We start from the raw sequence: 13,666 nt of genomic DNA, 5'->3' as shown, positions 1-13,666 counted from the left end.
CTAAGAGGAGTGATCGCTGTGCCGATCGGCTATTTGGAAGATGCCCGTATTTTCACTATTCGCACCGCACGGTCATCCTATCTGTTCGGCATCAACGACAGCGGAACCGTGCAGCATCTCTATTGGGGGTCCCCGGTTCATGCCGGGGATTGCGCCGATTTGCTTAGAACGAAGCATCACAGCTCCTTCGATGCGGCCGTAGACCGCGAAACGGAAGAATACGGGGGCTGGGGCGGCCTCTTGTACGCGGAGCCGGCATTAAAAGCAACGTTCAGCGACGGCGTACGCGATCTGTTGCTACAGTTCGACGGCTACTCGATCGAGAAGCCCGAGGAGCTGGTCGTTCGTTTAGCGGACCATTACTACGCCCTTAAAGTGAATCTGCATTACAACGTGTATCCCGAATTCGATCTGATCGAGCGATATATCACGGTAACGAACGGCGAAACGTCTCCTGTACGCATCGAGCAAGTAATGTCTGCCGTCTGGTCGCTGCTTGCCCTCCCCGCATACCGTTTGACGCATGTCACGGGACGGTGGGCAGGAGAGTATCAACTGCGAACGAATGTGCTGTCCGAGGGGAAGAAAGTGCTGGAGTCCAGAAGAGGCTTTACGGGTCCGCACGCTAACCCCTGGTTTGCGATCGACGACGGGACAGCCAGCGAAACGAACGGCAATGTGTGGTTCGGCGCGCTCGGCTGGAGCGGCAATTGGAAAATCGTCGCAGAAAAAACGACGTTCGGACAACTTAGGGTAACCGGCGGAATCAATGATTTCGACGGCAGCTTCACGCTTGCGCCGGGCGAAGCCTTTACGTCCCCCGTCTTTACGGGCGGTTTTTCCGAGAATGGATTTGGCGAGATGAGCCGTAAGCTGCACCGCTATCAGAAAACAGCGATCCTGCCGGGCTCACGCGAACGCAAGGTGCTCTACAATTCGTGGGAAGCGACTGAATTCGCGGTCAACGTACAGGATCAGAAAGCATTGGCGCGCAAAGCGGCGACCATCGGCGTCGAGCTGTTCGTCGTCGACGATGGCTGGTTTGGCGCACGGAGCAGCGACCGGGCAGGACTTGGCGATTGGCAGGTGAATCCGCAGAAATTCCCGAACGGCTTAAACGAGTTGATCGACGAGGTCAAATCGCTTGGCATGGATTTCGGGATCTGGGTGGAGCCCGAATCGGTGAATCCGGACAGTGATCTGTACCGCGCGCATCCGGAATGGGTCTATCAATTCCCGACGCGCGCCGGCTCGCAGCTTCGGAATCAATTGCTGCTGAACCTCGGGCTCCCGGAAGTCAAACAGTTCGTCCTCGCCTTTATGACGGAATTGCTTAGTGCCTATGATATTTCCTTCATTAAATGGGATATGAACCGAACGGTAACCGAGCCGGGAATTGCGGATGAGCGGCAGCAGAGGGAGCATTCGGACTGGATTCGCCATGTGAACAACCTGTATGAGATATGGGGCGAGCTCCGCAGGCGCTTCCCGAACGTCGAGTTCGAGACATGCGCGGGCGGCGGTGCCCGAATCGACCTGGGTATCTTGCGTTATGCGGATCAAGCATGGATCAGCGACAATACGGACGCGCTCGATCGATTGGCTATTCAGGAAGGCTTCACCTACGCGTATGATCCGTCTGTCATGATGTGCTGGGTTACGGAGTCCCCTCACGGCATGAATGGAAGAAGGCTTCCGCTTTCCTTCCGGTTTCATAGCGCTATGATGGGTGGTCTCGGTATAGGAGCAAATATCGATCGCTGGTCAGAGGAAGAACTGGCCGATGCGAAGGGGTATGTGGAGCAGTATAAACGAATCCGATCGATTACGATGCATGGCGATTTATATCGCTTGTCGTCATTGCGGCATTCAAACATTGCGGCATGCCAGTACGTAGCCAGAGACGGACAAGAATCCGTAGTATTCGCTTTCCAGAACGCGCAGCATTTTGGCGCTTGGGAACGCCGGCTTGCTCTGAGTGGCCTTGAATCGGATGCCTTGTATGAGGTCGATGCCGGAGATGACCGAACGGTTGCGCTTCATGGAAGCTTTCTGATGCGTATTGGCGTGGCATTAGGATTCTCGGGCGATTGCCAGAGCCGAATGATTCACTTAAAGCGAATTCAGTAGCGGAGAAGATGACCGATGCAAACAAGCGGTACGCAAATCTACGAAACCAAGTATAGAGGATGCCTCTCGCTCGTAGCCGAAAATGAAACCGTTCGAGTGGCGACCATCCCTGAGCTCGGGGGGAAGCTGGTATCCCTACTCTATAAACCTACGGGCAAAGAATGGCTGCTTGATGCGGGGGACCGACCTTTGCGGAAGTTAGCTTACGGATCGCCTTTCTGCGATGGAGATATGAGCGGATGGGACGAATGTTTTCCGACTATAGATGCCTGCGTATCGGGGGATGACGGCAGTCTGAAGCTGCCCGATCATGGCGAGGTATGGGCGCTTCCTTGGCAGGCGGAGCTAAGCGAAGATGCGATCGTTTGCGCTGTGGAGGGGAGACAGCTTCCTTACCGGCTGACCAGAACGCTGTCATTACCGGGCGAGCGACACCTACGGCTAAATTACTCCGTCCGGCATCTCGGCGGAGCTCCGTTTTCTTTTCTATGGGCTGCGCATCCCCAGTTTGCCGTGAATGAGCCTACGCGAATTCTTACGCCGGAATCGGTACGAGAGATGATTTGCGTTTACGGCAAGGCGGACCGCGACTTCATGATCCCCGATGTTTGGGCTTATGGACCCGAAACGACAGGCGAGGGCACCAAATTTTATTATAAGGGGTCCGTTCCGGAGGGCTGGTCAGGTTTGCTTGGCATGAACAGTCAAACCTATATGATGATATCCGTTCCGAAGGACGCTGTACCCCATTTAGGCGTCTGGATCGATCAAGGTAAATTCAACGATAGAGCAACGATCGCACTGGAGCCCGGCATTGGCTATTACGACTCGTTGGAGCGGGCTGAGCGGGGTGGCACGGCAGTCCGTTTACGAGCCGGTGAAAGTTACAGCTGGTCTGTCGACATCCAGCTTGGACATGGGGATTGGCGAGAGTGAGGAGATAAACAGCCCCGGATGATCATTCATCCGGGGTTTTTCTTGCATAGGTTAGCCTTTAGGGATTTTACGATATTCGGTAGGCGAGTAGCCCATAAGCTTCTTGAATAGGCGGGAGAAATAATAGGGATCGGCAAGACCGACGGAGACGGCGATCTCCCGCACGGTTAAGTCCGTTAAATCGAGCATGCTCGCGGCATGCTGCATCTTCATGCGAAGGAAATAATCGATAGGGGAAAACCCGGTTTCCTTATTGAACAGGTGAATCAAATGCTGCGTCGAAATGCCGGTGGATCTGGCAAGCTCGGGGAGCCGAACGGTAGTCCCCACGTGTTCGTTCATATACCGCATCGCTTTCTCCAGATACTGGTCCCGCTTATGATCCTGGCTTGCATGCATGAGTTCTTGGCCAGCGCCGCTCAATACCCATCGCATGGTCTGCGAGACGTAAACGTGAGAGTGGATCGAATACGGTCTGTCCGAAATGATCGCAAGCGATTGTTCGATGCTAGAGACGAATTCAGAAACAATCGAGCGAGGAAGCGGGATAGCCTTGTGCTCGTCGAGCCCATACAAATGGGTCAATTCCCAAGCATGATCTCCCTTCAAATGGAACCAATAAATACTCCAAGGTTCCTGTTCGGAAGCCCAATAGCGGTGAGGCATGCCAGCCGGAATCACGACAAGACTGCCGGGTCCGATGTCGAGAGGCTCTCCGCCGCTTATGACCACTTGGCCATGACCGTCGATGCAATAGATGAAGATATGGGCGTCCGCGCCTTCCGTCCGCTCCCTGTAGTGGTGCTTGGCATGCGGAAAAAAACCGATATCGCTTACGAACAATTGCCGGGTCAGTTCGGTTCCGGCAAGCTCGCGCTGCATATACTCCGGAAGGACGAAAAGACGCTGTTCTCGAAATCCTTCCATTTTTTTCGTAGCGTTGATAGGATCAAATCCCTTCGTTCCTCGGGGGTGCATTATTACTGCTATTGTATCTGGGGTTGAGGCGATATGCAAGATCGATAAATCCGAATATAGTCCATCATTATCCGTTGATGTTCAATTGTTCTTCCAGACGCTGTTCGTTAAAGTAGGGATAAGGTTTAATCATTTAATAGGGAGTGACTGCAATTGACGCAATATATAGGACGTTCCCGCGTCTGGGAAGAGATCGTCGACATTCCTACGTACGATGTAGGGAAACCCGACAAAAATCCAATGTTTCTGGAAAAGCGCGTATATCAGGGCAGTTCCGGCAAAGTGTACCCCCATCCCGTTATCGATAAAATAGAGGACGAGAAAACCCCTCATCCCTATCGCATCGTCATCTTAGAAAACGATTATTTGCGCATCGAAATCATGCCTGAGCTCGGCGGCCGAATCTATCGCGCGGTCGACCGCACGAACAATTACGATTTCGTTTACTATAATCAGGTGATCAAGCCGGCGCTCGTCGGGCTGGCGGGGCCTTGGATTTCGGGAGGTATCGAGTTTAACTGGCCGCAGCATCATCGTCCAAACACGTACGGCCCGGTAGAATACCGTCTGGAGGAGAATGAAGACGGCAGCGCCACCGTTTGGGTGAGCGAGATCGACCGCATGTACGGGACGAAAGTGACGGCGGGTTTCACGCTGTATCCGGACAAAGCTTATCTGGAAATAGCCGCACAGCTCTACAACCGTACGCCGGAGCCGCAAACGTTCCTATGGTGGGCAAACCCCGCGGTTGCGGTCAACGATCATACGCAATCGGTGTTTCCGCCGGACGTGAACGCCGTATATGACCATGGCAAACGCGACGTGTCCAAATTTCCAATCGCCACCGGCACGTATTACAAAATGGACTATTCCGAGGGCGTCGATATCTCCCGTTACAAGAACATTCCTGTCCCAACCTCTTACATGGCGTACAAATCCGACTACAACTTCGTTGGAGGCTACGATCACGCGCTGAAAGCGGGCTTGCTGCACGTCGCGAATCATCATATTTCACCGGGCAAAAAACAATGGACGTGGGGCAATGGGGAATTCGGGCAAGCGTGGGATCGCAATTTAACCGACGAAGACGGACCGTACATCGAGCTGATGACCGGCGTTTACACGGACAACCAACCCGATTTTACGTGGCTGCAGCCTTACGAAGAGAAGTCCTTTAAACAATACTTCATGCCGTACAAAGATATCGGAGTCGTGAAAAATGCGACAACCGAAGCCGCGGTTAACCTGGAAGTCGACGAGAATCTTGCCTTGGCTGCCATCTACGTCTACACGACTTCCCGAGTGGAAGGCGCAACGCTGGAACTGTCGGGCAATGGCCGATCGTATTACTGCGAAAGCTTGACCCTTACTCCGCTGCAGGGTTTTCAAGCCGAAGTTCGTCTGGATTCAGGCATTAAGGCGCACGAACTCACGTTGTCGGTAAAGGATGGATCCGGTTCGACGCTCGTGAACTATACACCTAAGAAACCGCAAATCGAAGAAATGCCCGAGGCGGCGAAGCCTTTGCCGGAGCCGCAGGAACTGAAGACTAACGAGCAGCTGTATTTGGCCGGGCTTCACCTGGAGCAATACCGGCATGCGACGTTCGAGCCGGAAGCCTATTACCTCGAAGGACTGAAGCGGGATTCCAGTGATATCCGAATCAACGTCGCATACGGAACGCTGCTTCTCCGCAAAGGGTTATTGGAAGAAAGCGAGCGTCACTTCCGCGTTGCGATCAAGAGTTTGACTTGGCGCAATCCGAATCCTTACGACGGCGAAGCTTACTATCAGTTGGGCGTTTCGTTAAAGCTTCAAGGCAGACAACAAGAAGCGTTTGCGGCCTTTTACAAATCGGTATGGTCGGCAGCATGGCAAGACAGCGGCTACTTCTCCTTAGCTCAAATCGCGACCGAACAAGGACGGCTGTCCGAAGCATTGGAACTGGTCGAACGTTCGCTTGTCCGCAACTCACGTAATTACAAAGCAAGAAATGTGAAAGCAGCGCTGCTTCGCAGGCTCGGCCGGCCGGAGGAAGCGATTACGTTCGGCAGCGAAACGCTCCGACTGGACATCGCTGACTTCGGTGCGTACAACGAATTGAGACTAGCTTTGGAAGCGGCAGGGGATATCGAGAAAGCGGAATCGGTGTATGAGGAATTCCTTTTCTTGTTGCGAGCGGACGCACATAACCACTTGTCATTAGCTTCCGACTATGCCGACGCCGGGCTATACGCCGAGGCTATTGAAGTATTGAACATGATAGCAGACAGCAGTTCGGATAACACGTATCCTATGATTCATTACACGTTAGGCTATTTGTATAGCAGAGAGGGTCAACAAGAGCTGTCGATCAAGCATTTGCAAGCCGGAGGAGCGGCATCCCCGGACTATTGTTTCCCGAACACGCTGTTTGACTTAACGGTTCTGACATTCGCAACGATCCATGGGCAAAGAGATGCCAAAGCGCACTATTACTTGGGCAACTTGTACTACGACAAGAAAGTTGCGGACAAAGCGATTGCTCATTGGGAGACGTCTCTGTCGATTGACTCTTCCTTCCCGACCGTGAGCCGGAATTTAGCGCTTGCTTACTACAACAAGCTCGGCGACAAGGATAGGGCCAACCAAGCATTGGAACGAGCTTTCGCTTGCAATCAAGATGATGCAAGGGTCTTCTACGAGCTGGATCAGCTGTATAAGAAAATCGGCATCTCTCCAGAAGACCGACTAGCTCGTTTGTCTGCACACGTACATCTCGTGGAACGAAGAGACGATCTCTACTTGGAGTATGTCACACTCCATAATCGCCTTGGCCGCCACCAGAGTGCAGTCGAACTTCTCGCAGCGCGACAGTTCCATCCGTGGGAAGGCGGGGAAGGAAAAGCAACTGGCCAATATGTGCTCTCTCATGTAGAATTGGCAAAAGCATGCTTGTCCGAAGAGAACTATGACGAAGCGATCGATTGGCTGAAGAAGGCGTTCGTCTATCCGGAAAATCTCGGGGAAGGTAAACTCACGGGAGCGCAAGAAAACAATATTTACTATTATCTCGGCTGTGCCTATGCGGCGTTAGGCCAAGCAGAAGAGGCCCAAACGGCATTCCGTGCCGCATCGGTTGGACTCGAGGAACCGGCCAGCGCGATGTTTTACAACGATCAACCGCCGGATATGATCTATTATCAAGGCTTGGCTTGGCTAAAGCTCGGAAACGGCAAGGAAGCCAAAAGACGGTTCTACAAGCTGATCGACTATGCTGAGAAGCATGTTTTCGACGATGTGAAAATCGATTATTTCGCGATTTCGCTGCCGGACTTTCTCGTCTTCGAGGACGATTTGAATGTAAGGAACGAAATTCACTGCCGCTATATGAGAGGGCTGGGCTTGTTGGGACTCGGAAGCGGCAAGGAAGCAGCCGAAGAGCTTGCTGCAGTTCTTCGACTTGACGTGAATCATATCGGTGCTCATTATCATGCCCTCAAATTACAATAAAGTCAGTCCTGCGTATCAAGAAATTTTTGATATGCAGGACTTTTTTAATTGAATTTCCACATCGGGATTGGGGCATTTTCCCTCCGCTGTATTCCTGACTTTTTTACAATCGAAATGCCGTTTTACAATACAGGTTTTCGCTTGCTATTTATAATCAACTCATAACTTGAAGCAAGCAACTAATACGGCTGGGATACAAAAGGAATACAAACACAACAACTAGGAGTGGTGACAATGGAAGTTATGTTCATGATCATGGGATTCAATATAGCAGCGGTTGCAGTTTTAGGCATTCTTGTAAAAACTGCATTGAACATGGAATCAATTGACGAAACATATCCAACGGGGCAAACATTGAATGGAGGTGTAGAATAATGGATACTTTTGCAATTTATCTGTTCTTCTTCGGCATGCTTGCAATCTTGTTTGTCGGATTACTGGTTCCTGCCCACTATATTACAATCCCTAAAGACAATGAAAACGAGGGATAATTTTCGGGAACCAATAGTTATGACTTTTTTACAAATATTTTTCAGAAAAAGGGCAAGCTTCTATAGAAGCTTGCCCTTTATTCCTTTTAGCCGACTGTCTTCTGAAGATTGGCTTCAACCATCATCTTTACTTTGTCTTCGGTCAAATCGTAGTATTTTAGCATCAAAACAATGCCAATCGCAGAACCAATAACTGGCCCCAAATTCATCGTCGCCCATAGCGCATCAAGTGCAGCGGACGATTGCGTGACGGTTTGACCGGCAACCGCTGCGGTATAGCCTGCCATCCCGATGATCCACATGCCGACCCCGCCCGAAATGGCTGAAGAGATTTTGGACATAAAGGTTTGGGCTGCGAACGTAATCGCCTCGAAACGTCTGCCGTTTGTATACGCATCGTATTCAATACAGTCCGTAAAGAACAGCGAATAGATCACGATGTAGGGGGAGGATATCAATCCTCTTAGGAAAGAGAGCGCCAGATACAAGGTAAGGCTATCCTTCGCAAATAGATAAATGAGCAATGAAAATACGATGTTGGCAGCGAAAGAAACAATGACCAGCTTGATCTTGCCGAATTTGCGAATTAGCATCGGGGCCATCGGCGCGATAAGCAACATCGGCAGAATCCCAATGGCCAGCATACTGGCGGCGGAGCTGGAATCGTTGTAGATGTCGCTTGCAACAAAAGGCGTAAGCGTCCCAGCAAAATTCGTGCCGTTCGCAATGATGCTGATGAGCACGATGGCGATTAAATACTTATTGCTAGTGACCGCTTTGAAGAGCTCGCGGATCGCAGGATGTTTCGTTCCTTCATGCTTCACTCTTTCTTTGGTAAACCGGATCATGAACATCGTAAGGAAAGCGATCACGGAGAAACTGAGCACGGTTATAAAATAGTTATCGTTCGTCGCTGACAGGAGGAGAGGGAAACCGATCATCGCGAGCAGGATGCCAAGCAAACCTGTGATTTTATTGAAAGATAATAGCAAATTACGCTCCTCCGGATAAGGAGTCATAACCGTCGACAGCGCATAAGCGGGAGCGTCGGAAGCCGCATAGACCGTCCCCCATACGAAGTAGGTAATGGCTGCATATGCAATGCGGACCGCTAAGCTTTGTTCGATAAGGGTATTCTCGAAACCAAAGCACAGCACGGATAGAATCGGTACCGTATAGGCGGCCACTTTCAGCCACGGCTTGAATTTTCCGCCCTTCAATTTGGATTTCTCGATCACAGTGGCAAGGAGAGGATCGACGAACGCATCCCAAATGCGCGCCGACAAGAAAATGGCCGCCACGACGGTAGCCGGAATGCCCAAAGTGCCGGTATAGAAAATGCCCAAAAAAGAAGTGAGGATCATGAACAGGATATTCTGTCCGATAAAGAAAACGTCGTAGCTGGTTCTTTCGAAGCGCGTTGCCGCATACTTTTTTTGAGTTTTTTCCATGATGACCATCCCCGTTTGTTTATCTGGTTCTAGTTAGTGAGTGATTTTGCAATATCCATTGCCGCTTCCTCGCCAACAATATTGATCAAGAATGCCGTCGCGAAGCCTTGCAGTTCTTCCGGTGAAAGGCCCATCTCGATATCATTGCCAGCCATAGCTCCCATGAAAGCTTGCATGAAGCCAATTGCTTGAGCTTTTGCTTCTTCCCCGCTAATTGTCGCTTGTTCGAAAGGCGTCGACATCAGCTTTACCAGTCCGAGTTCATGCATATGGGCTTTTAAGCGAAGGAGGAAATCATCATAGATCCGCTCAACCGTCCATGCGGCTTCGGCAAGCGCTTGAATGCGAGGGGAGATCATCGCTTCGAGAATCTCGCTTGTCGGAACGCGTTCTGTCCAAATCGCCCCTTCAATGCCGAGTACGTTGTCGCCGGTCAGGTTGTGATTTCCCATAATTTTCGGCGTGTATTCATATGTTTTCCGGAGTGAGACAATACTATATGGGTAGTCAAAATACATATGGAATAGTTCGGAGAAGACCATCGGACGGCCTTTCACGTATTGTGGATATACATAGCTTTCTTGGGCCATTTCGATCCAATACTGCGCGGTGATGTCTTGCGAGAGAGACTTCGCCTGTAAGCTCTCGTTCCAGCAAGTGACTTGCTTTCCCTTTGCTCTTAAATAATCAGCCACTTTGTTCGTGAATGCTCCCTGCAGGTCTTCGATCTCTTCGAGATGAAGCTGGTTCATCAGGGCATTGCAGTGCGGGCATTCTTGCCACTTCACTTTAGGAGCTTCGTCTCCGCCCAAATGGATTCTGCAGGAAGGGAAGAGTTCTACGATTTCATCCAACGCTTTATAAATCCATTCATACGTGCTATCTTTGCCTGCACACATGATCACCTTGTAAACGCCCATCTTCTCGGCTACCTGAATTTGTTCATCTAGGCAGCTGAGTTCCGGATATGCTGCGATCGCGGCGGATGCATGCCCCGGCATGTCGATTTCGGGGATGATCTCAACCCCTCTGCTGGCTGCAAAAGCTACGATCTCGCGGATTTGATCGTGCGTATAGTATTCGCCACGGGATCCGATCTCGTTCAACTTTGGAAAAACCTTGCTCTCAATCCGCCAGCCTTGGTCTTCCGTAAGATGCCAATGCAGCACATTAAGTTTATACAGGGACATCTCTTCGATAATCTTCTTCATTTGATCGACATGGAAGAAATGACGGCCTACGTCAACCAACAAGCCGCGATGCGAATACTTCGGCCAGTCCGTGAAAGCAGTGCCTTGAAGTTTCTTGCCGTTATTTATATCTTGAGCTTCCGAGAGCATTTGAAACAGGGTGCTCAGCGCCCAGGCCATTCCTTGATCGTCGCCAGCTGATAAACAGATGCCATTAGCGCTTACGCTCACAGAATAAGCCTCGTTAGTTGGACAAGGATCCTTAATCAGAGTGATATCGACTTTCTCGGAACCGCTTACATACCCATCTAAATGAAAAGCTTCTTTGACACGCTGCAAGAAAACTTCAACGGTCGACAATTGAAATTCGCCGATTTCCACTTTGAATCCATATTGCAACTGATAATGCACATCATGAATAACCGAATTGCCGTTAATCCTTGGTATCGTAAGCATAATCAATCCTCCTTTGATACGCTCATAATATCTCACAATTTGCAAATAAGCAATACAAATTACACATAGTGAGTAATTTATTGGATGAAATAAACCCATCCCTCAAAGGATGGATTCATGCCTTCAGTCCGCCAAGCAAGAGATCGACCAGCAATTTGATGCTGCTTCTGTCGTACCCGGACTCTTGTTTAATGATGTCCTCGCGGAATAATATTCGTTGAGCCAACGAGAAGATGGATGATAAACAAATGAAGAACACTTCATTTAAATTCGGGCCGTACTGATTCCGAATACTGCCGTCATCGATTCCGAGTTGGAACTCGGAAAGGAATTGTTGAGCCATGGCGCCATAAATGGATATAATCCCTTTTTCATCATCGCCATACCCTTTTTGGAAGTAGTAATCGAATTGCACCGTAAACAAGACGACATCTTCGTTCTTCAGCAAATAATCCAGATAAAAGTGGAAGAGAAATTCGATGCGCGCATAACCGGTATTCATATAATCCGGAATGTTAGGCGATATCTTGTGGAATTCGCCGAGTACGCTGTTGATCAGCTCGATGGCTACCGCTTCTTTGTTGTTGTAGTAATAATAAATCGTGCGCCGTTGAATGGAGGAAGCATCGGCGATGTCCTGCATGGTCACGTTTTGAATACCTTTATCGATGAATAGCCGATAAGACTCGTTTAATATTTTAGTTCGCTGAAGCTGTTTCGTTTTGCTTTCATCCTGTTTCATGTCGAAATTCCCTCTCATTTTCCTTCACGATGTCGACGCATGTTCATTATATGACAAAAACAAGTGACATTTCGATGTGAATAAACAAATTTCTAAGGGAAAGTTAATATCAAATTTAACCAACCTATAAATGGTTCAGACTTTTGTACTGTTTGTTGGGATGTTCAGAATTTGAAACTTCTAGACTAACATCGCCGATGTATCTTCTCGGTAGAAATTGCAATTTATTCAGACTTCCTTTTAATTGCTTCGTAGTCATTACGCAAGGTAATCAGCAGTTGCCCGATGGTAAGCAATTCTTTCTGTGCATCTTGAATAAACGATAATGCACACTCTTGGCGAACCTCTAGTGCTATGATTGTTTGGTTCATTTCCTTAACTTTTTCCGTTTTCATGGCTAATCCCTCCTTAATTCAAACTGTCGTATACCACTTAATCATGTTAGTTGCGAGTCTGTAGTGGCTAGTAGTTTATTACATTTCGCTTGTCAGGAATGCCTTCACACATATATTAGAACCAAATTGGGCAAAAGTAACAGACCGGTCGACAATTGAAATTCGCCGATTTCCACTTTGAATCCATGTTGCAACTGATAATGCACATCATGAATAACCGAATTGCCGTTAATCTTTGGTATCGTAAGCATAATCAATCCTCCTTTGATACGCTCATAATATCTCACGATTTGCAAATAAGCAATATAAATTACACATAGTGAGTAATTTATTGGATGAAATAAACCCATCCCTCAAAGGATGGATTCATGCCTTCAGTCCGCCAAGCAAGAGATCGACCAGCAATTTGATGCTGCTTCTGTCGTATCCGGACTCCTGTTTGATGATATCCTCGCGGAACAATATTCGTTGAGCTAACGAGAAGATGGAGGAGAAGGTAATGAAGAACACTTCACTTAAATTGTGACTGTATTGTTTTCGAATGCTGCCGTCATCGATACCAAGTTGAAACTCGGAGAGGAATTGTTCAACCATATCGCCGTAAATGGATATAATGCCTGTTTCATTTTCTCCATAACCTTTATGGAAATAATAATCAAATTGCATCATAAACAAGACGACATCTTCACTTCTCAGCAAATAATCCAAAATGTAGTGGAAGAGATATTCGATTCGAGCATAACCGGAATTCATATAATCAGGAATGTTAGGCGATATCTTCTGGAATTCGCCGAGTATGTTGTTGATCAGCTCTATAGCTACCGCTTCTTTGTTATTGTAGTAATAATACAGCGTGCGCCGCTGAATGGACGATGCTTCGGCGATGTCCTGCATGGTCACGTTTTGAATGCCTTTATCAATGAATAGCCGATAAGACTCGTTTAATATTTTAGTTCGCTGAAGCTGTTTCGTTTTGCTTTCATCATGTTTCATCTCGAGTTTCCCTCGTTTACTTAGCTTGGACTATATGTTCTTAACTATCTCATAGGAGTATTTATATATTATACATGATTTCTCTTCAACCATATAATTAGATTCAAGTTGGGAGATAGGGTATCTGATTAATAGCTCATAAGTTATCTTATATAAACGATTAGGTATTATACACAGTGGCTCTTCCCCACTATAATTAGGAATAATTTAAACAGGAATCCATCCTTTGAAGGATGGTTTATTTCATGCCTTAAATTGCACATATCGTGCAATTTATATTGATAATTTGCATTTTATGAGTCATAATAGGCGAGTCAAACGATTGAAAGGGGTTACGTGGTTCACTTGAAAGAATTCGAAACTTACCTGGAACGAGAGTTTGCTAGATTGTTTAAGTCGTATAGGGGGAAAG

Annotated in this window: 11 protein-coding genes; 4 read left to right on the top strand and 7 right to left on the bottom strand. The window is 48.4% G+C overall.

Annotation, left to right across the window (positions count from 1 at the left end; all coding sequences use genetic code 11):
* The first annotated feature begins 18 nt into the window (after positions 1-18).
* Positions 19-2,130 (top strand): alpha-galactosidase, encoded by a 2,112-nt coding sequence (locus AC50Y3_RS19070; RefSeq protein ID WP_494820308.1) that lies wholly within the window; start codon positions 19-21, stop codon positions 2,128-2,130.
* A 15-nt stretch (positions 2,131-2,145) separates the two neighbouring features.
* Positions 2,146-3,066 carry an aldose epimerase family protein gene (locus AC50Y3_RS19065; RefSeq protein WP_494820307.1) on the top strand — a complete coding sequence of 307 codons (921 nt, stop codon included), beginning with the start codon at positions 2,146-2,148 and terminating at the stop codon, positions 3,064-3,066.
* Positions 3,067-3,117: 51 nt separating this feature from the next.
* On the opposite strand, the gene AC50Y3_RS19060 is transcribed toward AC50Y3_RS19065, so the two are convergent.
* The gene (locus AC50Y3_RS19060; RefSeq protein ID WP_494820306.1) at positions 3,118-3,993 is read right to left on the bottom strand and encodes an AraC family transcriptional regulator; all 876 of its coding nucleotides are present in this window, start codon (positions 3,991-3,993) and stop codon (positions 3,118-3,120) included.
* Positions 3,994-4,197: 204 nt separating this feature from the next.
* Here AC50Y3_RS19060 and AC50Y3_RS19055 point away from each other — a divergent pair, with 204 nt between their 5' ends.
* Complete coding sequence (locus AC50Y3_RS19055; protein ID WP_494820305.1) at positions 4,198-7,536, top strand: DUF5107 domain-containing protein; 3,339 nt, start codon at positions 4,198-4,200, stop codon at positions 7,534-7,536.
* Positions 7,537-7,770: 234 nt separating this feature from the next.
* A complete protein-coding gene (locus AC50Y3_RS19050; protein ID WP_494820304.1) occupies positions 7,771-7,911 on the top strand; it encodes a hypothetical protein in 141 nt (46 codons plus the stop codon).
* A gap of 202 nt (positions 7,912-8,113) precedes the next feature.
* On the opposite strand, the gene AC50Y3_RS19045 is transcribed toward AC50Y3_RS19050, so the two are convergent.
* From AC50Y3_RS19045 to AC50Y3_RS19020, 6 genes are all read right to left on the bottom strand, one after another.
* Positions 8,114-9,478 (bottom strand): MFS transporter, encoded by a 1,365-nt coding sequence (locus AC50Y3_RS19045; RefSeq protein ID WP_494820303.1) that lies wholly within the window; start codon positions 9,476-9,478, stop codon positions 8,114-8,116.
* Positions 9,479-9,507: 29 nt separating this feature from the next.
* Positions 9,508-11,124: a beta-N-acetylhexosaminidase gene (locus AC50Y3_RS19040; protein ID WP_494820302.1), complete on the bottom strand. Its 1,617-nt coding sequence runs from the start codon at positions 11,122-11,124 to the stop codon at positions 9,508-9,510.
* Between the two features lie 115 nt (positions 11,125-11,239).
* Entirely contained in the window at positions 11,240-11,866 is a 627-nt protein-coding gene (locus AC50Y3_RS19035) for a TetR/AcrR family transcriptional regulator (protein ID WP_494820301.1), read from the bottom strand.
* A gap of 224 nt (positions 11,867-12,090) precedes the next feature.
* The gene (locus tag AC50Y3_RS19030) at positions 12,091-12,261 is read right to left on the bottom strand and encodes a hypothetical protein (RefSeq protein WP_494820300.1); all 171 of its coding nucleotides are present in this window, start codon (positions 12,259-12,261) and stop codon (positions 12,091-12,093) included.
* Positions 12,262-12,365: 104 nt separating this feature from the next.
* Positions 12,366-12,512, bottom strand: coding sequence for a hypothetical protein (locus AC50Y3_RS19025; protein ID WP_494820299.1), 147 nt, complete (start codon positions 12,510-12,512; stop codon positions 12,366-12,368).
* Between the two features lie 115 nt (positions 12,513-12,627).
* On the bottom strand, positions 12,628-13,254 hold the full coding sequence (locus AC50Y3_RS19020) for a TetR/AcrR family transcriptional regulator (protein ID WP_494820298.1): 627 nt from the start codon (positions 13,252-13,254) through the stop codon (positions 12,628-12,630).
* Positions 13,255-13,666 lie beyond the last annotated feature (412 nt).

The organism is Paenibacillus sp. J22R98, assembly GCF_059383835.1.
Note: the sequence above shows the minus strand (reverse complement) of the source record. Positions and strands in the feature narration are given on the sequence as shown.

What these genes read in the sequence shown, in the direction of transcription:
- AC50Y3_RS19030 (WP_494820300.1), bottom strand. Translation starts at nt 12,261, where the DNA reads ATGAAAACGGAAAAAGTTAAGGAAATGAACCAAACAATCATAGCACTA.
- AC50Y3_RS19045 (WP_494820303.1), bottom strand. Translation starts at nt 9,478, where the DNA reads ATGGAAAAAACTCAAAAAAAGTATGCGGCAACGCGCTTCGAAAGAACC.
- AC50Y3_RS19060 (WP_494820306.1), bottom strand. Translation starts at nt 3,993, where the DNA reads ATGGAAGGATTTCGAGAACAGCGTCTTTTCGTCCTTCCGGAGTATATG.
- AC50Y3_RS19050 (WP_494820304.1), top strand. Translation starts at nt 7,771, where the DNA reads ATGGAAGTTATGTTCATGATCATGGGATTCAATATAGCAGCGGTTGCA.
- AC50Y3_RS19040 (WP_494820302.1), bottom strand. Translation starts at nt 11,124, where the DNA reads ATGCTTACGATACCAAGGATTAACGGCAATTCGGTTATTCATGATGTG.
- AC50Y3_RS19020 (WP_494820298.1), bottom strand. Translation starts at nt 13,254, where the DNA reads ATGAAACATGATGAAAGCAAAACGAAACAGCTTCAGCGAACTAAAATA.
- AC50Y3_RS19065 (WP_494820307.1), top strand. Translation starts at nt 2,146, where the DNA reads ATGCAAACAAGCGGTACGCAAATCTACGAAACCAAGTATAGAGGATGC.
- AC50Y3_RS19025 (WP_494820299.1), bottom strand. Translation starts at nt 12,512, where the DNA reads ATGCTTACGATACCAAAGATTAACGGCAATTCGGTTATTCATGATGTG.
- AC50Y3_RS19035 (WP_494820301.1), bottom strand. Translation starts at nt 11,866, where the DNA reads ATGAAACAGGATGAAAGCAAAACGAAACAGCTTCAGCGAACTAAAATA.